Genomic DNA, 25,900 nt, shown 5'->3' with positions numbered 1-25,900 from the left:
TCTTTCATTTAAGATGTCATGCGTTGACAATTCGCACAGCGTCCATAAATTTCGAACTTATGATCCTCGACTTCAAAGCCAGTCTCTTGGACCGGAGAAACCCATTCCATCGGACAAACATTCAATGTTTCCGTCTTGCCGCAGATTCGGCATATTAAATGATGATGATGGTGTCCTGAAGCACAAGCTGCTCGGTATTTCATCTCACCGTCTAATTCCGTCACTTCTAATAAGTCGATTTCCGAAAAGTCATTCAAGTTTCGATAGATTGTATCATAACTTAACGAAGGATGAGACGTTCGAAGAGCTTCTGCTACTTCCCGCGCACTGACATAACGATTGACTTCAAATAGATACGATAGCAAATCGAGACGCTTCGGTGTCATTTTAAACCCGGAAGCCTTCATGCGTTCACGCGCTTGTTCGATGTTCGTCTTCATGTGTTTTCCCTCCTATCCAAAACCGTTCCAACAGCATCACGATGATCAGCTCAAGTACCGCAAGCAAGACGATCATTCCACCTGGTGCCAAATCGAACTGATAGGCCAGGATGAGTCCGAGTACTGTCGCAACCTCACCAAATATGATAGCTAAAAAGATCGTCGCCTTAAAACTCTTCGCAATTCGAAGTGCTGCCGCAACCGGTAACGTGATTAAGCTTGAGACAAGCAAAATCCCAACGATTCGCATACTGATCGCAATGACAAGTGCAACGACGATCATAAAGAGAATATGCACTAAGCGAAGGCGAATCCCGGAAACGCGCGCCTGCTCCTCGTCAAAGGAAAGGAACAACAATTCCTTATAAAAAGCAAAGACGAAGATGACGACAACGACCGTCACGATAAGAATCGTATATACATCCGTCAAGGCGACAGCCGAGACCGTTCCAAACAAGAAAGAGACGAGATCCATTGAAAAGCCGTTCGCGAGACTGATGAATGTTGCCCCAAGTCCCATCCCTGTCGCCATGATGATCGGGATTGCGAGTTCTTGGAAATGCTTGTACTTTGCACGCAACCAATCAATCGTCAGTGCCGCGATGACCGATGTCACGATTCCTAAATACAGTGGATTTAAGTCCGCTAATTGTGCGACCATTCCAGAAATCAATAGACTGAGCGCAATTCCGGCCAGCGTGACGTGTGATAGTGCATCTGCGATCAGACTCATCCGCCGGACAACAACGAACGAACCAATCAATGGTGCCGTGAATCCGATCAGAATGGCAGCCACCAAAGCGTACTGTAAAAACTTTAACGTCATGAACGCTTCAATCATTGGACACTCTTCCCTTCATGAACGAGGACACGTCCCGGAACCGGATAGAGGGAGCGGATCGTCTGTTCATCTAGTTCCCAGTATTCTTTGATGCCACAGTTACACCCTAAACGTCCATCGACCAGATGGATCACATCCGTGACAAGTTTACTGACGAAGTGGATATCATGCGTGACAAGAACGAATGTCCGGCGCTTATCTCGACGAAGTTCTTCTAATATTTCATAAAATTCTTTCACGTATCGCTGATCGACACCAACGGTTGGTTCATCCAAGATCATTAAATCAGGATCGTTGACGAGCGCACGTGCGATGAAAACACGTTGTTGTTGACCACCGGATAGGTCGCCGACTTTTGAATCGCGTCGCTCCCACATTCCGACCGTTTCAAGGGCCGTTCGTACTTTGTCTCGATCGTCGCGAGATAAGCGACGAAAGAGTCCTTTTTTGGCGTACAGCCCCATCTCAACGACTTCTGCGACAGTCACCGGAAAACCGGAGTTGAACGCTGCCGCTTTCTGCGAAACATAGCTGATTCGCCACCATTCATTGAATTGTGATTGGGATTGTCCAAATAAACGAATCGTTCCTTTCGGTTGCAATAACCCTAATATACATTTGATCAGCGTCGATTTTCCGGATCCATTTTCTCCGACGATGGCTAAAAATTGTCCTTGCTCGACCTGAAACGAGACTTGATTCAATACCCGACGATCCGGGTAATCATAGCTGACTTGATCAATCTCGATGATTGGTGTTTCCATTTATTTTCACTCCTTCCGTTTTCGTAAAACGGAATAATTACGCCTTAATCACCTGTCTTATTATAGCGCCCGCCAATTATTGGTGCAACTCTAGCAACTTCCTATCCTCCTTGGAAAACATTCAAGGTACAATAAAGACAGAAGCTAGCTGTTTCCGGCTTGTTCAGAGAGGGAATTCTTTTAGTGCACGCATCGCAGAGAGGAGTCGGAGTCATTTGAAACAAGAACTTGCAGTCATCGATATCGGTTCCAACTCGATTCGTTATGTCATCTTCCATCCGATCGCTTCTGGTCGCTATATCGAGAAGATTAATATTAAAGTCGTCGCCCGGTTATCTGCTCACATCAATGAGGATGGAGCACTCGATGGTGAAGGCATTGCCTTACTTGAAGAAACATTACATCGTTTTTATGAAGTTGGCGTCACCCATGAGGTCGAAGAAACGATCTGTGTCGCGACAGCAGCGATCCGTAATGCGACGAACCGAGATGCCATCGTTGAATCCGTTACAGAAAACACGCCTTTTTCCATTCAGGTTCTGACAGATGAACAAGAAGCATACTATGGTTATTTTGCCATCATCAATTCGACCTTCCTTGAAGATGGATTTTCCGTTGATATCGGTGGTGGTTCCATGGAGGTCACCTTGATTGAGAATCGTGAAATGGTGGCGTATCACAGCTTTCCATTTGGTGCCGTCACCTTGACACGGCAATTCGTTTCCGACGAGACACTAAGTGCCAGTGATAAGAAGAAATTGGTGAAATTCCTACGGGAACAATTCGAATCGATTCCATGGCTGAGTGACAAAAAGCTTCCTTTAATCGGTGTCGGTGGTTCTGCCCGAAATTTCGTTCGGATCCATCAGTCGAATCAGGACTATCCCTTACGAAGTGTTCACCAATATCAAATCAAAGCGAAGGAACTCACGAAGATGGTCGACGATCTCGAAGGAAAGTCGGCGAAACAACTATCGAAAATCGAAGGACTATCAAAAGATCGAATTGATATCTTTCTGCCGGCATTGATTGCGATTCAAGAGTTAGCCCATCACATCGAAGCGGAAGAATTCGTCATGAGTAATCTCGGTCTTCGCGAAGGTCTTGTTTACGAGTTCGATGTGCAGGACGAAGCATACCGTCGGATTGAAAACGTACGTGAGCAAAGTCTTTATCAGCTCGAAAGCGACTATAAGGTCAATCGAGATCGTGCGTTATATATTGGAACACTCGCCAAATCGATGTACCGGCAGCTCGTCACGCTCGACTTGATTTCAGAACGCGCGTCTGATCTACGACTGCTCGATTCAGCAAGCCGCTTATTTTATTGTGGACAATACATTAATCCAGATACACGATCGGACCAGACGTTCTACCTGTTGACGAATACCGAACTGAATGGCATGACGCACAAGGATCGCGTTGCTCTCTCGCTCGTCAGTTCCTATTCTTCTGCCAAGCGGATGAACCAGCTTGCAAAACCTTTTAAGGACTGGTTTACGGAAAAATCGCTGGATCGCTTCGACCTACTTGGATCTCTCCTCAAATTAAGTCATGCGCTCGACGTGACGGAGCGAAAAGCCGTCGATCACTTGGAGCTATTCCTTCAAAAGGATCAACTCCAGTTTGTCCTCGATACAGGCGATCATGATTATGGATTCGAAGTCGAAAAGGCGGAAAAACAAAAGAAACACCTGGAACGAATCATTGATTGTACGATTACCTTCGAAACGAAAGGAGATCTTCCTTCATGAAGCTCGACATACCGGAACATTTCAATAATCGTGAACTCAGCTGGCTCCAGTTCAATAAACGTGTACTGGATGAAGCGTTTGACACACGCAATCCGTTAATGGAACGTTTTAAGTTTCTCGGTATCTTTAGTTCCAATCTAGACGAATTCTATATGGTACGGGTCGGTGGTTTAAAGGATGAAGTACTCGCCGGATTCAATAAACCAGAAAATAAACAACAGATGACACCCAAACAACAGTTACGTGCGATCGCAGCGAAAACAAAAGAGTTAGTCGATCGGCAATACGAAGCATTTCAAGCAATCAATCAGACGTTATCCGATGAAGGCATTACATTCTTGAAATACGACGCTCTGACTTCAGAACAGACGACCTATGTAAAATCCTTTTTCCGCGAACAAGTCTTTCCGGTACTCACCCCCGTTGCCGTCGATGCCTATCGTCCGTTCCCGATGCTCTCGTCAAAATCACTTAACATCGCGACGGTTCTTGAAGCAGAAGACGGGACGAAACGGAATTTAGCGCTCGTACAAGTACCTGCTGTCTTACCGAGATTCGTCGATTTACCGGTAGAAGATGATGAGACGACGGCTGTAATCTTACTCGAAGACGTCATCATCGCCTTCATCGATAGTCTATTCAAAGGCTATCGTGTGTTGTCTGCCATGCCGTTTCGGATTACGCGGAATGCCGACCTTCCGTTTCATGAGGAAGGTACGCATGATTTATTAAAGCTGATTGAGAAAGAATTAAAAAAACGGCGTTGGGGAGTCGCGATTCGACTCGAAGTTCAAAAAGCTGCCATCAATACCGAACTGCTCAACATGTTGCGCGATGTACTGGATCTGCAGGAACGCGACATCTTTGCCGTGGATGGTCCGATTGATTTAACGTTCTCCTTTGCCTTCTACAGTCAAATCGGTATTGAATATGATCATTTGATCTATCAGACAATCATGCCGGTCGACCCACCAGCACTCGATAGTTCAAAAAATCTGTTCAATCAATTACTCGAACGCGACTATCTCTTGCATCATCCATATCATACGTTTGATCCGATCGTCCGGTTCATCGTCCAAGCAGCGAATGACCCGAACGTCCTTGCCATCAAACAAACACTTTATCGTGTATCTGGTGATTCTCCGATCATCAAGGCCTTAAAAACGGCAGCGGAGAACGGGAAACAGGTCACCGTTCTCGTTGAACTGAAGGCTCGATTCGACGAGGCAAAGAACATTGAGTGGGCGAAGCAACTGGAGAAGGCCGGCGCTCATGTCATTTACGGATATAGCGATTTAAAGACACACTCAAAGATCACGCTCGTCGTCCGACTCCACGAAGGCAAGATTCAACGTTTCGTCCATCTTGGTACCGGCAACTATAATGATTCGACGGCGAAACTATACACGGACGTTGGATTATTGACCGCTCGTGAAGAGATCGCCGAGGATGCGACGAACTTCTTCAATTGGTTATCTGGATACGGGGAACAGCCGGAATGGAACGTCATTCAAACTTCACCGAACGCGATGCTTGAGAAGTTCCTGTCCTTGATTGATGAAGAGATTCATCATCATAAAAAGCACGGAAATGGTCGAATCGTCGCTAAGATGAATAGTCTGACGGAAAAAGACATCATTTTACGGCTTTACAAGGCATCGCGCGCCGGTGTCCAAGTCGAACTCATCGTTCGGGGCGTCTGTTGTCTACGTCCTGGAATTCCAGATGTTTCAGAGAACATTCGCGTCATCTCGATCGTCGATCGTTACTTGGAGCATTCACGCATCTTCTACTTCCATCACAACGGTCAGGATTTGATGTATGGATCAAGCGCAGACTGGATGACACGCAACATGAGAAAACGGATTGAAATCTTGTTCCCGATCATGGATGAAGAACATAAGGAGTATTTAAAGGATTGTCTTGCCCTCGCCCTTGCTGATAATGTAAAGTCGCGTGAGCAGGCAGCCGATGGATCCTATCATTACGTGAAGGATGGAAAACAGAGCTGTGAATCCCAGTTGCTGATTCAAGACTATACGAGCGGCAAACTCAAACAAAAACCTAGTTTTACAACTCCATTAACACACAAGTGGATTACGATCGAAAAGAAAGAGGACAAAGTCATTCTTGATCAAAATGCTACATGATTCTGGTCATGTTTTACCACGTACTCTACTTCAAATGCTGATTTAAAGCAGAAAGGACGAAGTGTATGCTTCAGCAAATCTTATTATCCCTTCTCGCCGGCGTCATCTGCGGCGTCGTGTTTACCGCACTGAAATTGCCGATTCCTGCTCCACCCGTCTTTCCAGCTGTCGTCGGAATCTTTGGTGTCTTCCTTGGGATGAAAATCTATTTATTTATAGTAGAACGCTTTTTCTAATCCAAACAAAACCCGTTCTCTGACTGCCTCGCGCAGAAAGAGAACGGGTTTTTGATTATTTTTTTAAGGCTTCAGCGATCACACGATCCCAGTTGACCTCATCACATGCCGTCTCACATGTCGGCTCTACTTCACATGTCGCACATTTCCCTTTTTTCGCTTTTTTCGTAAAGCGAACAAGTGAAAAACCAGCATAACCAAAGACGATGAGTCCGATGAGTATATCGATGAAATGCATCTGTTCTCCCCCTTAAGCGAATCCCAACCAATGTCCTGTTTGATAAATGATGAACGCCACCCCGTAAGCAACGAATAAGCCATATAAACTAGCAATCCACGTCCACTTCGCACTTCCGACTTCTCGGCGAATGACAGCGACTGTTGCTAAGCACGGGACGTAAAGCAAGACGAAGACCATGAAACTATACGCGCTGAGCGGTGTGAACTGTTGCGCGATATGACGTCCCAGTTCCGATTCATTGACAGCATAAATGATTGCCATCGTTGAGACAACCACTTCCTTCGCAAGAAATCCAGTAATAAGGGCGGCACCCGCCTGCCATGTTCCGAATCCAAGCGGTACGAGCACCGTGGCAATGACGCCGCCAATCATCGCAAGAAAACTATCATTCATATTGACGTCCAGTCCACCAGGTCCTGTATAGGCGAGCAACCAAATGACGACTGATCCACCGAAGATGAACGTTCCCGCCTTTCGAACAAATCCTTTTCCTTTTTGCCATGTACTCCGCCATAGCGTTAACCCTTGCGGAATCCGGTATGGTGGTTGTTCGACTAAGAACAAGCTCGTCGCATCTTCTGCAGCTAACACTTTTGAAAAAACTTTTGCCGCAATGAGGGCTAGTACAATCCCAAGGATATAGAGCGATAAGACGACGAGTGCCTGATTCGTTGCAAAGAAGCTTCCCGCAAATACAGCGTAAATCGGTAAACGAGCAGAACAGGACATGAATGGTGAGATAAAGATCGTCACTAAACGCTCTCGTTCTTCTTCTACAGAACGAGCAGCCATGATTCCTGGCACGTTACAACCGAAGCCGATGATCATTGGAATGAAGCTTTTTCCGTTTAAGCCGACCATTTGCATGAATCGATCCATGACGATTGCAACACGTGCCATGTAACCCGAGTCCTCCAAAAATGAGATGAAGAAGAAGAGGACGAAGATTTGCGGGACGAATACCAGGACACCCCCAACTCCAGCCACGACACCTTCGACAAGTAAATCTTGAATGAACTGTGAGGCACCAAGCGTACTCAATAGACTAATGAGCCCTTTTGAGAGTGGTCCAGCGATGAATCCATCCAGCAAATCTGACATCGGCGATCCAATCCAGTTGAACGTCACATGGAACAAAAGATAAAGAATCGCAAAGAAGATTGGTAATCCTAAAATCGGATGTGTGACGATGGCATCAATCCGTTCTGTCCAGTTCGTTCTTGTCGTCTGTTCTTCCGTGACGACAGCAGCTCTCGTCGCCACTGCCCAGTGCCGGCGACACTCCGTGATATGCGCATGAACGAATCGTCCTAGCTGTTGTTCTAGCTGTTTACGAATCGTTGCGATCTGTGGTGTCCGTTGCTCTAGCACATCAACAAAAACACGATTCCCCGCTAAATATTGAACAGCCATCCACCGTTCCATCTCCGGCATGTCGACGATTTCGAGGATATCCTCAATCGCCTGTTCGGTCTCTGAACCATAATCGATTCGAAGGATGGGCTGTGGTTTTTGTTGTAAGGAAGATAATAATACATCACACCCGTCACCCGTGCGGGCAACGATCGGAAAAACGTCAACGTGTAAGACGTTTGCTAAACGCACTGGATCGACTTTCATTCCGCGATGATCGGCTACATCCATCATATTCAGCCCAATTTGAAGCGGCTTCCCGATTTCAAGCAACTGAGCGGTCAATTGTAGATTTCGCTCGAGCTGTGACGCATCGATGATGTTGATCATCGAGTCAAACGACTCCTCCATTAAAAATCGGGCGACGACTGCTTCATCCGCAGACAATGGATCTAAGTCATATACGCCAGGTAAATCAATCAATTGCCCACGATCCCCACGCAACTGTCCGATTTTTTTATCTACCGTAACTCCCGACCAGTTCCCGACATGGGCATAGGAATTCGTCAACCGATTAAACAAAGACGTTTTTCCAGTGTTCGGATTTCCGAGCAAGGCAATGCGTTGCGTCGTCATGGGACATACACCTCGATTCGTTTTGCATCTCTGCGGCGGATAGCAACCATTTGGTGATGATCCTGCTGTTCGATTGTCATAGGACCTTGAAATATCGCTTTTCGTCGCACGATGACCGGACATCCTTCATAAAAACCAAGCGCGAGTAATCGGCGACGTAATCGATCATCGATGTGGTTCATGTTCGTCATCACGACAGGCTGGTTCATTGAAACCGTAGCTAAATCCATCATAGCTGCTCCCCCATTTATCTTTTCATTCATTGATAACAATTATCATTCCTGATTATAACACCATCGATTCCTTAGTTACATAGGAATTCAATAAATGAATCAACTGGATATGTTTGCCTCAATAATAAAAGCTCTGCTTTCCTGACCGAGATCAGGAAAAAGCAGAGCTTTTATTCACTTTCTTCCGTTGCTGCTGCCGTATCCACCGCATGCAGCATCTGTTGATGTAACCATCGGTGACAGGTCGGGCAAACCGTCTGATATCCTTCTGGTGTCAAATGCCATTCAAGTAACGACTGCCTAGACTCCTCACAATGAACACATTGACGCGCGACTTGTTCCAGATGATTTCGCTCCTTGAAGCGCTCGATTCGACGTTGTTTAGACTGTTCGAGTGTCAGTACATCCGTTTCGAAATACCCATACTGCCATGAATCGAGCAGACGTGTGCGAACCACGCCTTCTACTGATCCGGTTTTAAGACCAAGTTGATCGAGTGGTCGTCCAAGTAACGGATGACGTAAATCCACACTGATGAGGTCCAGGCACACATACGACCCTTCTGAGTCGTCAGCGTTCGTCAGCCAAAATGGATCTTCTGGACGTGTCGTATACTCGGTGAACAAGGCTTCAGCATACGCCATGATACCGTCAGTCGTCGCAAGAAACACCTCTTCTCCCTCTGCCAGTTCTGCCGGCAAATAAAATGGTTCCTTTGTTTCATAGTAGTGGACAACAGCTTGTCGTATCGCAAAACTAGTCTCATCAACGACGAGTATATGACACATCACAGACACCCCTTTATGAATTATTCGACCGGTGCTCCTAGAATCGGTAGACGCCAGTCTGCATCAAACGCACCTGAACGTAACATATCGATTTCTTGTTTATATGGTGCCACTTTTTTCTTTGGATCGAGCCCGATGTATGGCGTCTCTAAGATTTTCGGTAAATGTGCCAGGGCAGGATGATGCACGACACGATGTAAGGCATCAAATCCAATCTCACCGAAACCAATATTTTCGTGACGGTCCTTTCGAGCACCGCGGATATTCTTTGAATCATTCACATGAATGACGCCAAGACGATCCAGTCCGACGATCCGGTCGAATTGTTCAAGGACACCATCTAAGTCGTGCACGATATCGTATCCTGCGTCATGCACGTGACATGTATCGAGACAGACCGACAGACGATCATGATGTGTGACGCCTTCGATGATCTGAGCAAGTTCCTCAAAAGTTTTTCCGATTTCCGATCCTTTTCCAGCCATCGTCTCAAGCGCAATCTTGACCTGTTCGTCACCCGTCAGTACTTCATTGAGTCCCTCGACGATCCGTTTGATTCCGACTTCTTCCCCAGCACCGACATGCGCACCAGGATGTAATACGATGTGTTGCGCCTTTTCAAGCGCTTCTGCTCGTTTGATTTCTGCTGCTAAAAACGAAACGGCGAGTTCGAATGTCTCGGGTTTCGTCGTATTCCCTAAGTTGATGATATACGGCGCATGTACGACGATTTCCTCTATTCCATTAGCACTCATATGTTGCAATGCTTCTTGAATCCGTAATTCTTCCATCGGCTTACGGCGTGTATTTTGAGGTGCTCCTGTATAGACCATCATCGTCGTTGCACCGTAAGATGCCGCTTCCTCACTTGCACCTAACAGCATTTTTTTCCCCGAAACGGAGACGTGTGAACCTATTTTCATGTTCTTTTCCACCTTTCTCTTTTTACAGTGTACCAAATCTTGAAAACGACAAGACACCCGAAAAATGTTTTTTCATTTCACGGGTGTCATCAATGGAATTATTTTGATTTGCGTGCGTTTTCTTTACGTTGCGCGCGACCGACACCACGTTGTTCTTTGATGCGTTCACGTTTTGCTGTTTCTTTCAGCTTATATTGATGCTTCTTCTTATAACCTGGTTTAACACGTTTTTTCGCTTTTGCTGCTTCACCCGACAGACGGCTGTGCGCTGTCTTCGAGACGGCAGTCTTCATGTGCGGCTTCGCACGGCGACGTTCTTTGACTTCGACGATTTGACTGCCTTTGACATCAACGTTCGTGAATTGAATGCCACGGTCCTCTAAGCGATTGATCATGCCGTTCTCGTGATCTTCAAACAGTGTATATGCCAATCCATCTTGATCGACGCGACCTGTCCGACCGACACGGTGGACGTAGAAGTCTAAATCTTTTGGAATACCGTGGTTGATGACGTGTGAGACACCTGAAATATCAATTCCGCGTGCTGCAAGATCCGTCACGATGACGTATTGATACTTCGCATCGTTGATTTCTTTGATGGCTTGTTTACGACGACGTGCCGGAAGATCTCCGTGAAGGGAACCAACGTTCAGTCCTGCTTCTAGGAACAAAGCTTCGACTTCGATTGCTTCTGCTTTTGTATTCGTAAAGATTAGACAGATATACGGATTCAGCGCTTTCGCGACTTTCAACGTCAATTGTGAGCGCTCACGATGCTTGACCGGAATCGTATGGTGAACGATTTTCTTCGCTGTCTGTTGTTTTGGATCCACATGCGCATAACGCGGGTTGTTCATGTATTTTTTCAAGAACGGTTGCAATTTCTCAGGAATCGTTGCTGAGAAGACCATCATCTGAAGCTGTTCTGGAAGAGCTTGCGCAATCCGGTCAACTTCTGGCAAGAAGCCCATGTCGAGCATTTGATCCGCTTCATCGATGACATAATGCTTCACGAAATGCGGTTTTAAAGCCTGTTCTTTGAATAGGTCTAAAATACGTCCCGGTGTTCCGATGACGATTTGGGGTGAGACTTTCACACGACCGATTTGACGTTCGCGATCCATTCCACCTGTAATAAGACTCGTCTTGATGAAGTCTGGTTCCTTCACGAGTAACGATTTCAGTTCTTCATGAATTTGCCAAGCAAGTTCGCGCGTTGGAGCAACGATGATTGCTTGTAATTCTTGAAGCTTTGGATCGACGTTTTGAACGATTGGAAGAAGGAACGATAACGTTTTTCCTGTTCCTGTTTGTGATTGACCGATGATATCGCGTCCCTTTACTGCAGCTGGGATGATCCGCGACTGAATGTCGGTCGGTTTTGTGATGCGGGCGTCATCGAGTGCTTCGATGACGAACGGGTGTAATTGATAATGGCTGAATCCATTCATGAATTGACACCGTCCTTTCCTTATTTGCTGAGGCTTCTGCCTCTCGATTAGTTCAACATGGTTATGGGTCTACTACCGTCATACAGATAGGAGTACGTATAAAAACGAGTTGGAATCTTTTTGTTTTTCGTATGAAGCTTCAATGCACTGAAGGCGACTTTCATCATCTCATCAGCACTCTGGACGACCGTCGCATCCATCGATTTCATGTCAACAGCTTCTAATATAGCACGATTCCCGTCTATGCCGACAATTATTTTTCCTTTGATCCCTGCTTTTTTCAATGCTTCGAGGACACCTAGCGCAATATCGTCATTGTGACAATAGACAGCATCAAACGGAATTCCTGACTCAATGACCTGTGTCATGACCTTTTCTGAAGTGACGGGGTCGTAATCCCCATTCACGGATTCGACGATTTCAAGTTCCGGCTCACGCTCAAGACCAGTCAAAAATCCCCGGTGTCGTTCATTCGTCGTATTGACGTTTGCCGTACCCGCGACTTCAATGATGTCGGCCGTAGCTCGTCCCGTCTGCTTGATGCGTTCGTGTTTGATGAATGAGGCAAGCTGTTCCCCGATCAATTGGTTATTCGAGGTAATCGAACTGACGACTGCATCGGAGCGAATCAATCGATCGATCGCGAAAACCGGAATCCCAGCACGAGCTGCCTCTTCTAACGTACTAGCGATATAGACATCATCAAGCGTCGTCACGAAGATGGCATCCACCTTCATTCGAATGAACTCTTGAATTTGCTCACGCTCATTGATGCGTGAATTATGCGACGTCGCAACGACTGCTTCGTATTTATTCAGTTTGGCTTGTGTCTTGAACGCGTCGACGAGCCGTTGCGCAAATTCATGTTTATCATTGACGATCGTGAAGCCGATGAGATGACGACGTGGACTCGGATCCGGATTGACGAATAAATTGGAAATGAACAAAACGGATGAAATCCAAACAATCAGGACGAATAACCAGGCCTTATTGAATTTCATTCCGTTTGCTCCTTTCGAGGTAAGTGGACTTGAATCGTCGTACCGACACCCGGCTTGCTGTCAAAGATCATCTTGCCTTTATGATCACGAACGATTTGTTTCGACATGAAAAGTCCAAGTCCATTGCCATCGACTTTTGATGTCTTGAACGCTTGACCGACATGATCAATCTGATTTCCATCCATCCCCACCCCATTATCCTGAACAATGAAGACGACTTCTTCTGGATAAACGTGGACATGCAGATGACAGATTCCATCCGGTCCTTTAAACGCGACAGCTTGAAGGGCATTTCGAACACAGTTTGCTAAAATCTGCAAAATCCCCTCTTCTGATGCATAAATCTTTGGCATGAAGGACGGTGTATAAATCTTGCAGTCCGCTTCGTAATGATGAGCTTCCGCTTCTAAGATATATGTCAGCTTCTTCATTAAATCATTCATATCAATCGTCGTTTTTTGAAGTGCATTGTTTTCGCCTTTCGATAAATCAAGCATCGTTTGAATCATGCCATTTGCTCGATCCAGTTCCGATAAAGCGAGAATCAACATTTCTGGATCACGATCCTTTTCTGCTGCTAACAACTGTAACGTCATCTTGACTGGCGTTAGTGGATTACGGATTTCGTGGGCAATTCCTGCTGCTAGTTGACCGAGTGATGCTAATTTTTCTTGATGTAACATCGTTTGTTGTTGACTCAACTGCTCAAGGCGCGCATTTTCCATCCGTTGAGCATACTCGTTATAGGCAGCAACGAGTGTCTTGACTTCGTTTGATCCGGCACGCTCGAGAACAATCGGTTTGGGTGAGGTGCTTTTCTCGATCTTATTCACAAGTTCAAGCATCGGTGCCGTCAATTGTTTTGACATCAAATAACCGACGATCAGACTGAGGACAAGCGTCAAGGCAGCGATGATCAAATACTGTTGCCGTGTCGTGTAGACCGGTTCATAAAAGACGCTTCGTGGCGTTCGAACGAGAATCTTCCAATCCGTCACCTTCAAATCTTTCGCGAAGTAATACATATCTTGGTTCGTACTAAAAATCTCAGAAGGTTCTATCGACTGAAACGCACGTTCAATGACACTTTTTGATAATAAGCGTTCTTCATCCGGTACCAGATTACTGGATGTGGCTAGTAATTCTTTTTTACTATTGAATAGGTAGGCAATCGTCTGATCGTCAAATGATTCAAGCGAATTCCGAAAAACGATCGAGTTCATCACACTTAACCCACCACCAAAGACACCGACGCGTTCATTGCCGTCTCGAACCGGAACGAACATATAGGTGACAGCATCTGATTCCATCGTATACAGCTTACTCATATGAAAGTCCGTACTCGTCAACGTTTGCAAAAATTCATCGTCTTTTAGGATCGTACTGTTTTCTATACGTCGATCCTCACTTGAGAACCAAGTGACTTGCTTCGTCTGTCGATCAAAGTAGAAGAAACTCTTAAACCCTGTATCGATGTCTAGTAGATTTGATTCTTCAATTTTTTGTTTCAGCTTGTCGGGGTTTTTGACATTCAACTGCAAGCTCATGATCTCTTCATGCAGATTCCCGATATTGTCGCGAATCGCATTTCCTGAGACCTCGACACTCTTCTCGCTCTGTTTCTCTGTTTGTTGCTCGACCCGAGAAATCGTGACCCGGTCCGCAGTGAAGGCAAGCGCTGAAATGACAAGACAAATCAGGATGAATAAGACGGCGGTGATTTGAAAAAAATACGACCGCATCATTTTCTTAGACTCCATCCCTTCGCCTCCCTTTTGAATAATTGACAACTTCATTAGTATAGCATGTTCTGTGGATGAAACAGACTCCTCTATTTTCATTCAGCTTCAATCAATGGTACACTCTAACTAATCATTCTTTTTCACAAAGGGAGAATCCATAACTATGCTAGTAAAAAAAATCAGCCCCCGCGGCTATTGTTACGGTGTCGTCGATGCAATGAAACTTGCACAACAAGCGGCATTGAATAAAGACTTGCCACGTCCGATCCATATTTTAGGGATGATCGTCCATAATGCTCACGTGACACGTGAGTTCGAAAATATGGGTGTCATCACTGTCGACGGTCCCGATCGCCTCGAAGCGTTAGAGACGATTCAAGAAGGTACTGTCATCTTTACCGCACACGGCATCTCACCTGCAGTTTATGCACGTGCTGCTGAGAAGAACTTACATGTCGTCGATGCAACATGTCCTGACGTGACGCGTACGCACGATTTGATTCGACAAGTCGTCGCGGATGATTATGAAGTCATCTACGTCGGCAAACATGGACACCCGGAACCTGAAGGTGCAGTCGGTGTAGCACCAGAGCACGTGCACCTCATCGAAAAAGTCGAAGATATCGATGAACTCCCGCCTCAGCTTGCTCACAAAAAAATCATCGTCACGAATCAGACGACGATGAGCCAATGGGATGTCCAAGCTTTGATGGAACACGTTCGTAAAAAGTATCCGCATGTAGAAGTACACAATGAAATCTGTAACGCAACACAAGTCCGACAAGAAGCGGTGGCTGATCAAGCAGGAGATTGCGATCTCGTCATCGTCGTCGGTGATCCGCGTTCGAACAACTCGAACCGCCTCGCACAGGTATCCTTCGATATCGCAGGAACTCCAGCGCATCGGATTGGTGACTTGACGGAGCTTGATTTGACTTGGCTTGAGGGTGTGACTCAAGTTGGTGTCACATCAGGTGCATCAACGCCAACACCAATCACGAAAAAGGTCATTGATTTCCTCCAACAATATGATCCTGCTGATATCAGTACGCATGACAAGACACCGTTCCTTGAATTACGACGTATCTTGCCTAAAGTCAAAGTACTTTAATCATTACAATCGATACAGCAAAACCGAGTCGCGATCGTCATTCGCGACTCGGTTTTTTTGTTATGGAATACGACGGTAACATCGACGTATTCCATTCGATTCATCATAAAAACTGAAACGGATTCGTATTCGCTGTTGAAATCAGCAGTTCGACGTCGATTTTTTTCTGTTCGAATCGACGCTTCAATTCGTTGACGACACCTTCCTTCATGACCGACTCCACATGATGTCCTGGATCGACGACTGCTAGTCCAAGTGCCATCGCATCATGCGCCACATGGAAATAGAGATCTCCTGTCACAAGGACATCTGCTCCCGCAAATGCTGCAGTCGAGACGTACTTATTGCCGTCACCACCGAGGACTGCTACTTTTTGGATGTGGCGTGATTCGTCTCCGACGAAGCGCAAGTTTTGTACACCAAACGCATCGCGAACATGCTCTGCAAATTCCCGTAATGTCATTGCTTCCGGTAACCGACCAATCCGTCCAAGACCAAGTGATGTTGCCGGGCGTTCTTGACGAATGAGATCATAGGCGACTTTCTCATATGGATGAGCCTGTTTCATCGCTCGAATGACTTGTTTCTGATTCAGTTCCGTGACGATCGTCTCGATTCGAACTTCTGAAACGCGTTCGAGTCGTCCTGCTTCACCGATATACGGGGTAGCTTCCGTCAACGGTCGGAATTGACCCGTTCCCTCGACGTGGAATTGACAATCACTGTAGTCGCCTTCCTTTCCTGCCCCCGCTTGTGCAAGGGCTGTTGAAACGCGCTCTACAGCCTCAGTCGGTACGAAGACACTTAGTTTATATTGCGTGTTTTCAAACGTCGGTGCTAGTACTTCACAAGACTCAAGACCAAGTGCATCTGCCATCCAGTCATTGACCCCGCCTGGTGTTACGTCAAGGTTTGTATGCGCAGCATACACCGCAATATCGTGTTTGATACATTTTGTGACAATCCGTCCTGCGGCAGAACGATCCGTCACATTTGCTAACTTACTAAAAATCGGGGGATGATGCGCAATGATGAGATCGATCTTCTTTTCAATCGCTTCATCGACGACAGACTCCAAGACATCAAGTGTCACGAGCACACGTTTGACGTCCTTGTTCAATGTTCCGATTTGTAGACCAATCGGATCACCTTCGAGTGCGAATTTTTTCGGAGCAAATGCTTCAAACTGCTCAATGACATGGTTCCCATTCGCCATTAGTTCGTCACCTCTTCCATCTTTTGAATCAATTGTTCGATGGCTTCGATTTTTTCAGATAAAATCTCCGTTGCTTGTCCTTGTTTCATCTGAGCTAGGATATACTCTCGCTTTTGTTTTTCGATCTGCCATTTTTCGATGAATTCTGGTGCACGTTCCCGCATTAACTGTGGTCCAAAGAACAATTCCCACTGACGTGTTGTTTCGTCCTCTGAGTAAAGTGTTTCATCTCCACGTTCTGCAACGAGAATTTCATAGATCTTCCCGTTCTCCTCGACGATGGCTTCAGACAATAATGCATATGAATTCGTCAGCAACCACTTCCGAACATCGACTGCATCGACATTCGGTTGAAGAATCAAGCGTTCCTCACCTGACAACCGATCTTTTCCTTCTTCAAGGATAGAGGCAATCAGCGTTCCGCCCATTCCCGCAATCGTAATCGCTGTTGCTTCGCCCGGCTTCAAAACCGATAAGCCACTTCCTAAACGGACATCAATCTGTGATTCAAGACCGACAAGCGCCACTTGTCCTTTTGCCGCTTCCATCGGTCCTTCATTCACCTCTCCTGCAATCGCACGCTCGATTTTCTTTTGTTGTACACAAAAACAAGGTACGAATGCATGATCTGATCCAATATCTGCGAGGATCGCTCCTTGTGGAATATACGACACGACTTTTTGGAGTCGTTGATCCAATACGACGTTCATTTGCATCATCTTCATCCTTCCTATTTTCCGAAAAACTCTCTTTTAAAAATAGCGGATTTACGCTAAAAAAGATACCATACACCACAAAAAAACATCCATCTCGTAACGAGATAGATGCCCTTGTTCTTATTTCTTAGCAGCTAACCATTTGGCTAGAACAGCTGCTTCTTCGTCATTCGCAAGACCGCCAGGCATTTGCCCTTTACCGTTCATTGCGATGTTCTTAATTTCGTCTTCTTTCAGCTTCGCGCCGATCTTTGTTAAGTTCGGACCTGCTCCGCCTTCTAAGTTTCCACCGTGACATCCTGTACATCCTTTAGATGCAAACAAGTCTTCCGGCTTCATTTCTGCAGTTGACGGCCCTTTACGAGCTTCCTTCACCTGATCGACCCCAAAGTAAGACAATGAAATCATAGCGATGATGGCGATGACTGCGATCGCCGCGAACGGTACTAATGGATTACGCATTTGGATTCCCCCCATATTCTATACCCAACCAAGTTGGTGACTGAATGGTATTCCCCGTTACTATTCTACTGTAAAAAAAACAGGGAAGGAAGAAAAAAACGAAACTTTTTTCTTCCTTCCCACTAAAATTTCATATATTCTTCACACTTTGAATTAATCGAGGAAATCTTTCAAACGTTTTGAACGACTCGGATGACGTAACTTCCGAAGTGCTTTTGCTTCGATTTGACGAATCCGCTCACGTGTAACGCCAAATACTTTCCCGACTTCTTCAAGTGTCCGTGTCCGACCATCGTCAAGACCAAAACGAAGACGAAGGACGTTTTCTTCACGATCCGTCAGGGTATCTAACACATCTTCGAGTTGCTCTTTCAAGAGTTCGTATGCCGCAGCATCTTGTGGTGCCGTCGCATCTTGGTCCTCGATGAAATCGCCGAGATGTGAATCGTCCTCTTCCCCGATTGGCGTTTCAAGAGAAACCGGCTCTTGCGCAATTTTCAGGATTTCTCGGACTTTTTCCGGCGTGATTTCCATCTCTTTCGAAATCTCTTCCGGTGATGGTTCACGTCCAAGATCTTGCAAGAGTTGACGCTGGACACGAATCAATTTGTTGATCGTCTCAACCATGTGAACCGGAATTCGGATCGTCCGCGCTTGGTCAGCGATCGCACGTGTGATTGCCTGACGAATCCACCATGTTGCATACGTCGAGAATTTATATCCCTTCGTATAGTCGAATTTCTCGACCGCCTTGATCAGACCCATGTTTCCTTCTTGGATCAAATCAAGGAACAACATACCGCGTCCGACATAACGCTTCGCAATCGAAACAACGAGACGTAAGTTTGCTTCCGCCAATCGTTTTTTTGCTTCTTCATCGTTTTGTTCGATTCGTTTCGCGAGTTCGACTTCGTCTTCTGCATTCAACAGATCAACGCGACCGATTTCTTTTAGATACATCCGGACAGGGTCATTGATCTTGACACCAGGAGGAACAGACAAATCGTTTAGATCCGCCTCTTCTTTCTCATCGCCTGTGCCGTCATTGTTGACCTTGATACCTTCTGTTTCAAGCAATTGAAGGAATTCCTCGAACTGCTGAGCATCCATTGATTCGAACGAACTTAGTTTGTCTTCGATCTTTTGGTGTGACAATTCACCATTTTTATGTCCGAGCGCGATGAGTTCCTCTTTCGCGAGACGGAGTAATTCAGCTTCTGATCTTGCTTTTTCTGCCATCGAACCATACACTCCTTCCACATCATGCAGCAGGTCATCGATCTTTTAAACGACGCTTCCGTTCTATGATCGCCTGCATCAGCTCCGCTTGAGCACGGATATCTGTTTGTTGATTCAATCGTGACTTTTCTTCTTCTAACAACCGACGTTGCTGTTCATTTTGGACGGCACGAATGTAGTGACTGAGCAAATCAGGATCATATTCAGGCATCAGCATGAACTCTAAATCCGCTACGATTCGTTGCAAAGAGGCGTCGTGCAACATCGTCAAAAAACGATCAGGACTTCCTTGCGTACCTGCTCCGTAAAATTCATATAGCTTGCCGGCAATCAATTGGTGTGCCGGATCATTGAATTGGACACCTAGTTGCTCTCGCACTTCAAGACATACTTCTTCTGAACGGATCATGTAGGCAAGTAAGAAGCGTTCTGCCTTCTTCCAGTTCGCGAACGTTCGGTCAGGAGGTGCTGTCGGTAGAGCAGCTGGGCGATCGGAAACGATTTGTTCTCTCTTCGGTTGTTGGACGGTTGGACGCACTTGTGCGATCAAGGAGTCTTTCGAGAGTTTGAACTCCTCAGAAAGTTTTCCTAAATAAATGTCCCGTAACAACGGATTGGATGTTCGACCAATCTCTTCAAGCATAGTTTCAATATATCGAACGCGTTCTCCTTCTAATCGCAAGTTTTTTCCTTGTCGAAAATAAAAAGATTTGAATTCAAGACTTGAAACCCGTTCTTGTTCGATCCAGTGTAAAAAGGTCTCTTCGCCCTGATTCCCAATGAAGGAATCCGGGTCTTCGCCATCCGGTAAACGGATGACGGAACAGTCGACGGCAACGGCTTCAAGCAACTGTAGGGCTTTTAACGTCGCAGCGCGTCCTGCCTTGTCTCCGTCATAACAAATAATGACTTCATCGACGATACGTGCTAGGTTTTGGGCATGAACCGGTGTTAAGGCTGTTCCTAAAGAGGCTACCGTATAAGGTATACCCGCTTGAGCGACACGCACAACATCAAGATTCCCCTCAACGAGAACGACTTGTTTAATTTTGCGCATCGCTCCTCGTGCTTGAGCAAATCCGAATAACAGTTCACTTTTATTGAACAAAGGTGTTTCCGCTGTATTGACATACTTCGGATCACGACCATCAATCGAACGTCCACTAAATCCGACGATCGTGCCATCACGATCGGAGATAGGGAATACGACTCGACCGTTGAATCGATCTCGATAATCGCCATCGCGTCCGATTGAAATCAATCCCGCTTCGACCATCTCATCTAAATCAAACCCACGTCGTGCCAAGGAATCCACTGTAAAACGATCTTGATCCGGTGCATACCCGAGTCGGAACTCACGCATTGCACCTTCACGGATACCGCGATTCTCTAAATAGATCCGCCCCGCGTCGCCTGCTTCCGTTTGAATCAACACCTCATGATACAACTCGGTGACGATTCGATGTGCTTCGCGCATCCGGAACTTCTTTTCCTGTTCAGGTGTCGATTCCGATTGTTCGAATCGGTCCGGCTCCAGTTCCGGAAGTGTGACATCACTGCGATCCGCTAATTTAGAGACGGCTTCCTTGAAACTCATTCCTTCTGTTTCCATGACGAAAGTGATCGCGTTTCCACCTGCACCACATCCAAAACAGTAGTACATCCCTTTATCAGGAGAAACAGAAAAGGAAGGTGATTTCTCAGAATGAAACGGGCAAAGCCCTGAATATCGATTCCCTTGTTTTTTTAATTCTACACGTTCTGAAATCAATTCGACGATGTCCGTTGCTTGGCGGACCTGATCGACGATTTCATCAGGAATTCGCTTCATTCCGTCCTCTCCCCTTTCCTTGAGAACTTATCCTTACATGACCATACCCGCAATGAAACGGAACGATGACTCGTTCCGTTTCATTAGAAAAAGGGCATTATCTCATTTATCAGCTAAACAAGTATACTATGTTCCTGACTGCTTGACTAGTCATGCGCTTTCCCAGAAATTCCGGTCAAAATCAGGTTCGCCGTTTCCTCGACTGCTTTATTCGTCACGTCGATGACTTGGCAACCGATTCGTTCGTATAAATTCCGTGCGTATTCGAGTTCCCGGTTGATTCGGTCCATCTGCGCGTATGCTGCTTCTGGCTTGAGTCCTAATGAACGCAGGCGTTCCATTCGGATGTCGATCAACTTTTCCGGTGAGATGAGTAGTCCAAAACATTTTTCTTTTGGAATATCGAATAGCTCCGCTGGCGGGATCGATTCAGGTACGAGTGGTACGTTCGCTACTTTATATCGCTTCAAGGCTAGATACTGCGAAAGTGGTGTCTTTGATGTACGCGACACCCCGATCAAGACGATATCCGCACGTTTGATACCTTTTGGATCACGTCCATCGTCATACTTGACAGCAAATTCAACCGCTTCGATTTTTCGGAAATACTCCTCATCTAAGCGATAGATTAATCCTGGCTCTTCCTTTGGTTGCATCTGCAAGCGATCTTCCATCGTGTCAAGCAATGGACCAAGTAGATCAATCGCTTTTACACCGTGGGCGCGAGCTGTGTCTGCAAGCAAACGACGATGGGTCGCATGAACGATCGTAAAAGCAATCGTCGCTTGTTCTTCTTTCGCATGAAGAACCAAGTCATAAATGACTTGATCATCATCGACGAACGGAATGCGGACCGTTTCGATGGCTTGTTCCGGGAATTGGATTGCAGCTGCGCGGACGACGAGTTCACACGTCTCTCCGACAGAGTCACTCACGACATAAATCCGTTGACGCATCAGGAACCCTCCTTAAATTTCTTCATCACGTGCTAAAGCGACCAACACTTTCGTCATGTTCGTCTTCGTCATTCGACCGACGACTTTCAAGACGCCGTTCTCTTCTTCGACGACTGGCATTGAATCAATCTGCTTTTCGATCAGTTTCATGCCGGCACCAATCAACGTCTCCGATTTTTCACAGACCGTCAAATTCGGCATCCGTGTCATGATGATGTTGACCGGTAACGAGTCTAATTCTTGATTACCGATTGCCGCACGTAGAAAATCCTTACGTGACAACACACCGACTAACGCATGGTCCTTACTGACGACGAACAGCGAACCGACATCTTCCAGGAATAAGTGAACGATCGCATCGTATACGGTCATCCCTTCATGAATGACCTTTGCCGACGACATGAATTCACCGACGGTCAAGGTGTCGAGTTTCTCATGAAGCATGGACGCATTTTTCTTTCCAACGTACATATAGCCGACACGTGGACGCGCTTCTAGCATGCCGGTCATCGTTAAAATCGACAAATCGGGTCGTAACGTCGCCCGTGTCAGGGAGAGTGCAGAAGCAATCTGCTCTCCCGTGATCGGACCGTTCTCTTTGACGATTTGGAGTATCTTTTTTTGCCGTTCATTTAACTTCATCGGCTCATCCGTCCTTTTTCTTTACGCTAAAGTAAGTGCATTGAACCGGGCGACTGGTTCGATGGCTTGCGCAAATCGTTTCATTTCGCTAAGGCGGTTCGTACGGACTGTTTCGTCGTCCGTCATGATCATCGTACCGTCAAAGTAGGCTGTGATCGACGGAACGGTTGCCTCAAGTGCCTCAAGCGCTCGTTCATAATCAAGTGACGCGATGGCTTGATCAACCTCTGGCAAGGTCTTCTCAATCGCCTCATGCAACGCGCGTTCTGCATCATTTTCAAAGAGCGCTGGATTAACAGTTGTGACGTCTTCTGCTTTTTTCGAGATATTTAAGACACGGCTGAGTTGTTCGACCGTTTTCTTGAACGATTCTTTTTTCGTCGCACTTTCTAGCATTGCAGCACGTTGCTCATTCGCTTCGACTGTCAACGTATGATCCAGAGCGGCTTCGACGACATCATGGCGGAAGTTCATTTCCGATAGACGGTATTTCAAGCGTTGTGCAAAGAAGTCTTGTAATGCAGCTTGAACTTCTTCGGCATCCTTCGCATAAAGACCTGCTGCCACCTGTTCTGAAACGACGAAAGCAATCAATTCAGTCAATGTCAGATTCAACTTACGATCGGATAAAATCTGAACAATCCCTTGTGCTTGACGACGCAATGCATACGGATCTGCTGATCCACTCGGAATCATACCGACACCAAAGAATCCAGCGACGCTGTCCATCTTATCAAGAATCGCATAGAGTGTTCCTGTCGGTGTCTCCGGACTTGCATCCCCCGCGAAGCGTGGCATGTAATGTTCACGAATCGCAGCCGCGACTTCCGGATCCTCATTCTTCATGTTTGCATACCGCTCACCCATCAGACCTTGTAATTCTGTGAACTCATAGACCATTTGACTGACGAGATCGAATTTATAGATTTGTCCTGCACGTTCAACACGTGTTTTGTCCGCACCGACACGATCTGCAAGTGCGAGTGCCATCTGACGGACGCGACGGACTTTTTCGCCTGTCGTTCCTAATTTTTCATGGAAGACGATTTTATCAAGACGCTTCGCCTGTTCATCGATATCTGCTTTTTTATCTTCTTCATAGAAGAACTGCGCATCGGCTAAACGGGCACGGATGACTTTTTCGTTTCCGCGTGCGACGTTTTCAAGATGTGTTGCGTTTCCGTTTCGTACCGTGACGAAATAGTGGAGCAATGCCCCGTCACGTTTGACCGGGAAGTAACGTTGGTGTTCTTTCATCGTCGTAATCAAGACTTCTTCTGGTAACTCAAGATACGCTTCATCGAATGCACCGAACAAGGCTGTCGGATACTCGACGAGGTTCGTGACTTCTTCAAGTAAAGACGCATCGATCGGCACTTCGAATTGTTCGCGTGCCGCAAGCGCTGCGATTTGTTCTTCGATCAATTGACGACGTGCTTCATAACTGACGATGACGTTTTCTCCTGCGAGCGCTTCGACATAAGCGTTCGGACGCAGGATCGTGATGTCCTGTCCGAGGAAACGATGTCCACGTGATGTCCGACCTGTTTCGACGGATGCGACTTCAAACGGGATGACTTGATCGTCAAGAAGCGCAATCAACCAGCGAATCGGGCGCATGTAACGCAATGATTGTGTGCTCCAACGCATGTTTTTCGGGAATGTCATCGCTTCGACGACTTGTTTTAGTCCAGGAAGTAGATCGGCTGTCGCTTGTCCGACTTCCTTACGTGTCGCATAGAGATATTCGACTCCTTTTTCTTCTCCAAGGAAGAGATCGTCCGTCGTTAACCCTTTACCACGCGCGAATCCTTCGGCTGCTTTCGTCCAGTTCCCTGCCTCGTCCATCGCGATGCGTTTTGCTGGTCCTTTTAGCGTCTCTTCGAGGTCACTTTGACGTGCTGCGAGACCTTTGACATACACTGCAAGACGGCGTGGTGTCGAGAAGGATTCGACACTTGTGAACTCAATCCGAGCTTCTTCAAGGAAACGCGTCACGCGTTCCTTGAGTTGTGTTTCGGATTGAAGGACGAATCGAGCCGGCATCTCTTCTAAACCGATTTCAAGTAATAATTCATGCATGTGACTCACCTGCTTTCGACTTGATCAATGGGAAGCCAAGACGTTCCCGTTCTTCGATGAAACTTTGCGCACAACGGCGCGACATGTTCCGAACACGATGGATGAATCCTGTACGTTCCGTGACGGAAATCGCACCCTTCGCGTCGAGAAGGTTAAAGGTATGTGAACATTTCAAGATGTAATCATACGCTGGGAAGACGAGGTTCTCGTCCAAGGCACGATTCGCTTCTTTTTCATATTGATCGAACAACGTGAAGAGTAAGGCGACATCTGATGTTTCAAACGTATACTTCGAATGTTCGAACTCCGGTTGATAGAAGATATCACCGTATTTGAAGCCATCCGTCCAAACGAGATCAAAGACACTCTCAACGTCTTGAATGTACGACGCAAGACGCTCGATTCCATAAGTGATCTCTACTGCGATTGGATTACACTCGATTCCACCGACTTGTTGGAAATACGTGAATTGTGTGATTTCCATTCCGTTCAGCCATACTTCCCAGCCGAGACCTGCAGCACCGAATGTCGGGTTTTCCCAGTTATCCTCTACGAAACGGATATCATGTTCGAGTGGGTTGATACCGAGCAACTCGAGACTTTGTAAGTACAATTCCTGAATGTTGTCAGGTGATGGTTTCATGATGACTTGGAATTGATGGTGTTGATACAGACGGTTCGGGTTTTCCCCGTAACGACCGTCAGCTGGACGGCGTGATGGTTCTGTATAACAAACGTTCCATGGTTCTGGTCCGAGACTCCGTAAGAATGTCATCGGATTCATCGTACCGGCTCCTTTTTCTACGTCGTATGCTTGCATCGTCAAGCAGCCTTGTTCTGCCCAAAATTTTTGTAATGTCAAGATCATGTCTTGTACTGTCATCTTCACGACTTTCACCTCCGAAATGATTAAGGAACGCAAAAAACGCCCCTATGTACAACAATCGTTGCACATAGGGACGAGACGAGCCCGCGGTTCCACCCTACTTGCATGCATCGCATGCCACTCTTTTTGACAAAGAACACTCCGAAACGCCATTCGCGCCCCTCTCATTCCCAGCTCACACCACCCTGGAATCGCTTGATTGAGAA

Annotated in this window: 24 protein-coding genes; 4 read left to right on the top strand and 20 right to left on the bottom strand. The window is 46.4% G+C overall.

The genetic code is table 11. From position 1 onward, the window contains the following. Nucleotides 1–8: 8 nt before the first annotated feature. From K7G97_RS04655 to K7G97_RS04645, 3 genes are read right to left on the bottom strand one after another with little or no spacing between them, the layout of a single operon-like run. On the bottom strand, nt 9–440 hold the full coding sequence (locus tag K7G97_RS04655) for a Fur family transcriptional regulator (protein ID WP_023467528.1): 432 nt from the start codon (nt 438–440) through the stop codon (nt 9–11). Then, a complete protein-coding gene (locus K7G97_RS04650) occupies nt 412–1,281 on the bottom strand; it encodes a metal ABC transporter permease (RefSeq protein WP_064300309.1) in 870 nt (289 codons plus the stop codon). The genes K7G97_RS04655 and K7G97_RS04650 overlap by 29 nt, the downstream gene beginning before the upstream one ends. Then, the gene (locus tag K7G97_RS04645; RefSeq protein WP_023467526.1) at nt 1,278–2,045 is read right to left on the bottom strand and encodes a metal ABC transporter ATP-binding protein; all 768 of its coding nucleotides are present in this window, start codon (nt 2,043–2,045) and stop codon (nt 1,278–1,280) included. The genes K7G97_RS04650 and K7G97_RS04645 overlap by 4 nt, the downstream gene beginning before the upstream one ends. Before the next feature lie 215 nt (nt 2,046–2,260). Between K7G97_RS04645 and K7G97_RS04640 the strand changes: the two genes are divergently transcribed. From K7G97_RS04640 to K7G97_RS04630, 3 genes are all read left to right on the top strand, one after another. Then, on the top strand, nt 2,261–3,799 hold the full coding sequence (locus tag K7G97_RS04640) for a Ppx/GppA family phosphatase (RefSeq protein ID WP_223041472.1): 1,539 nt from the start codon (nt 2,261–2,263) through the stop codon (nt 3,797–3,799). Beyond that, nucleotides 3,796–5,949 carry an RNA degradosome polyphosphate kinase gene (locus tag K7G97_RS04635; protein ID WP_223041471.1) on the top strand — a complete coding sequence of 718 codons (2,154 nt, stop codon included), beginning with the start codon at nt 3,796–3,798 and terminating at the stop codon, nt 5,947–5,949. Before K7G97_RS04640 ends, K7G97_RS04635 begins: the two co-directional genes overlap by 4 nt. A 65-nt stretch (nt 5,950–6,014) precedes the next feature. Then, complete coding sequence (locus K7G97_RS04630; protein WP_087679838.1) at nt 6,015–6,185, top strand: XapX domain-containing protein; 171 nt, start codon at nt 6,015–6,017, stop codon at nt 6,183–6,185. A 55-nt stretch (nt 6,186–6,240) separates the two neighbouring features. Here the strand turns inward: K7G97_RS04630 and K7G97_RS04625 are convergent, their stop codons facing one another. From K7G97_RS04625 to K7G97_RS04590, 8 genes are all read right to left on the bottom strand, one after another. Continuing rightward, entirely contained in the window at nt 6,241–6,423 is a 183-nt protein-coding gene (locus tag K7G97_RS04625; RefSeq protein ID WP_087679837.1) for a FeoB-associated Cys-rich membrane protein, read from the bottom strand. A gap of 12 nt (nt 6,424–6,435) precedes the next feature. Further along, entirely contained in the window at nt 6,436–8,415 is a 1,980-nt protein-coding gene (gene feoB / locus K7G97_RS04620; protein WP_223041470.1) for a ferrous iron transport protein B, read from the bottom strand. After that, nucleotides 8,412–8,648 (bottom strand): FeoA family protein, encoded by a 237-nt coding sequence (locus K7G97_RS04615; protein WP_223041469.1) that lies wholly within the window; start codon nt 8,646–8,648, stop codon nt 8,412–8,414. Before K7G97_RS04615 ends, feoB begins: the two co-directional genes overlap by 4 nt. A gap of 170 nt (nt 8,649–8,818) precedes the next feature. Then, a complete protein-coding gene (locus tag K7G97_RS04610; RefSeq protein WP_223041468.1) occupies nt 8,819–9,436 on the bottom strand; it encodes a hypothetical protein in 618 nt (205 codons plus the stop codon). Between the two features lie 20 nt (nt 9,437–9,456). Continuing rightward, a complete protein-coding gene (locus tag K7G97_RS04605) occupies nt 9,457–10,359 on the bottom strand; it encodes a deoxyribonuclease IV (protein WP_050678376.1) in 903 nt (300 codons plus the stop codon). Between the two features lie 98 nt (nt 10,360–10,457). Beyond that, nucleotides 10,458–11,810 carry a DEAD/DEAH box helicase gene (locus tag K7G97_RS04600; protein WP_064300313.1) on the bottom strand — a complete coding sequence of 451 codons (1,353 nt, stop codon included), beginning with the start codon at nt 11,808–11,810 and terminating at the stop codon, nt 10,458–10,460. Nucleotides 11,811–11,857: 47 nt separating this feature from the next. Then, nucleotides 11,858–12,811: a sugar ABC transporter substrate-binding protein gene (locus tag K7G97_RS04595; RefSeq protein ID WP_223041467.1), complete on the bottom strand. Its 954-nt coding sequence runs from the start codon at nt 12,809–12,811 to the stop codon at nt 11,858–11,860. Next, nucleotides 12,808–14,571: a two-component system sensor histidine kinase NtrB gene (locus K7G97_RS04590; protein ID WP_223041466.1), complete on the bottom strand. Its 1,764-nt coding sequence runs from the start codon at nt 14,569–14,571 to the stop codon at nt 12,808–12,810. Before K7G97_RS04590 ends, K7G97_RS04595 begins: the two co-directional genes overlap by 4 nt. 145 nt (nt 14,572–14,716) lie before the next feature. Here K7G97_RS04590 and K7G97_RS04585 point away from each other — a divergent pair, with 145 nt between their 5' ends. Next, a complete protein-coding gene (locus K7G97_RS04585; protein WP_029341043.1) occupies nt 14,717–15,664 on the top strand; it encodes a 4-hydroxy-3-methylbut-2-enyl diphosphate reductase in 948 nt (315 codons plus the stop codon). Nucleotides 15,665–15,767: 103 nt separating this feature from the next. On the opposite strand, the gene K7G97_RS04580 is transcribed toward K7G97_RS04585, so the two are convergent. From K7G97_RS04580 to glyQ, 9 genes are all read right to left on the bottom strand, one after another. Then, nucleotides 15,768–16,880 (bottom strand): Nif3-like dinuclear metal center hexameric protein, encoded by a 1,113-nt coding sequence (locus tag K7G97_RS04580; RefSeq protein WP_223041465.1) that lies wholly within the window; start codon nt 16,878–16,880, stop codon nt 15,768–15,770. Beyond that, complete coding sequence (locus K7G97_RS04575) at nt 16,880–17,599, bottom strand: tRNA (adenine(22)-N(1))-methyltransferase (RefSeq protein ID WP_316499681.1); 720 nt, start codon at nt 17,597–17,599, stop codon at nt 16,880–16,882. The genes K7G97_RS04580 and K7G97_RS04575 overlap by 1 nt, the downstream gene beginning before the upstream one ends. Before the next feature lie 117 nt (nt 17,600–17,716). Then, nucleotides 17,717–18,058: a cytochrome c550 gene (cccA, locus tag K7G97_RS04570; protein ID WP_035398358.1), complete on the bottom strand. Its 342-nt coding sequence runs from the start codon at nt 18,056–18,058 to the stop codon at nt 17,717–17,719. A gap of 153 nt (nt 18,059–18,211) precedes the next feature. After that, nucleotides 18,212–19,297, bottom strand: a complete 1,086-nt coding sequence (gene rpoD, locus K7G97_RS04565) for an RNA polymerase sigma factor RpoD (RefSeq protein ID WP_023467512.1) — start codon at nt 19,295–19,297, stop codon at nt 18,212–18,214. Nucleotides 19,298–19,331: 34 nt separating this feature from the next. Continuing rightward, on the bottom strand, nt 19,332–21,128 hold the full coding sequence (gene dnaG, locus K7G97_RS04560; protein WP_023467510.1) for a DNA primase: 1,797 nt from the start codon (nt 21,126–21,128) through the stop codon (nt 19,332–19,334). Between the two features lie 146 nt (nt 21,129–21,274). Then, a complete protein-coding gene (locus K7G97_RS04555) occupies nt 21,275–22,084 on the bottom strand; it encodes a pyruvate, water dikinase regulatory protein (RefSeq protein ID WP_047396410.1) in 810 nt (269 codons plus the stop codon). A 12-nt stretch (nt 22,085–22,096) separates the two neighbouring features. Next, a complete protein-coding gene (locus K7G97_RS04550; RefSeq protein ID WP_035398363.1) occupies nt 22,097–22,726 on the bottom strand; it encodes a transcriptional regulator CcpN in 630 nt (209 codons plus the stop codon). Between the two features lie 21 nt (nt 22,727–22,747). Beyond that, complete coding sequence (glyS, locus tag K7G97_RS04545; protein WP_223041464.1) at nt 22,748–24,808, bottom strand: glycine--tRNA ligase subunit beta; 2,061 nt, start codon at nt 24,806–24,808, stop codon at nt 22,748–22,750. Then, nucleotides 24,801–25,691, bottom strand: a complete 891-nt coding sequence (gene glyQ, locus K7G97_RS04540; protein ID WP_029341034.1) for a glycine--tRNA ligase subunit alpha — start codon at nt 25,689–25,691, stop codon at nt 24,801–24,803. Before glyQ ends, glyS begins: the two co-directional genes overlap by 8 nt. Nucleotides 25,692–25,900: the final 209 nt, after the last annotated feature.

Origin of the sequence: Exiguobacterium acetylicum, from assembly GCF_019890935.1 — a bacterium.
In the GTDB taxonomy this organism is placed as follows: domain Bacteria; phylum Bacillota; class Bacilli; order Exiguobacteriales; family Exiguobacteriaceae; genus Exiguobacterium_A; species Exiguobacterium_A abrahamii.
The sequence above is the reverse complement of the archived record's forward strand: the minus strand, read 5'-3'. Positions and strand labels throughout refer to the sequence as shown.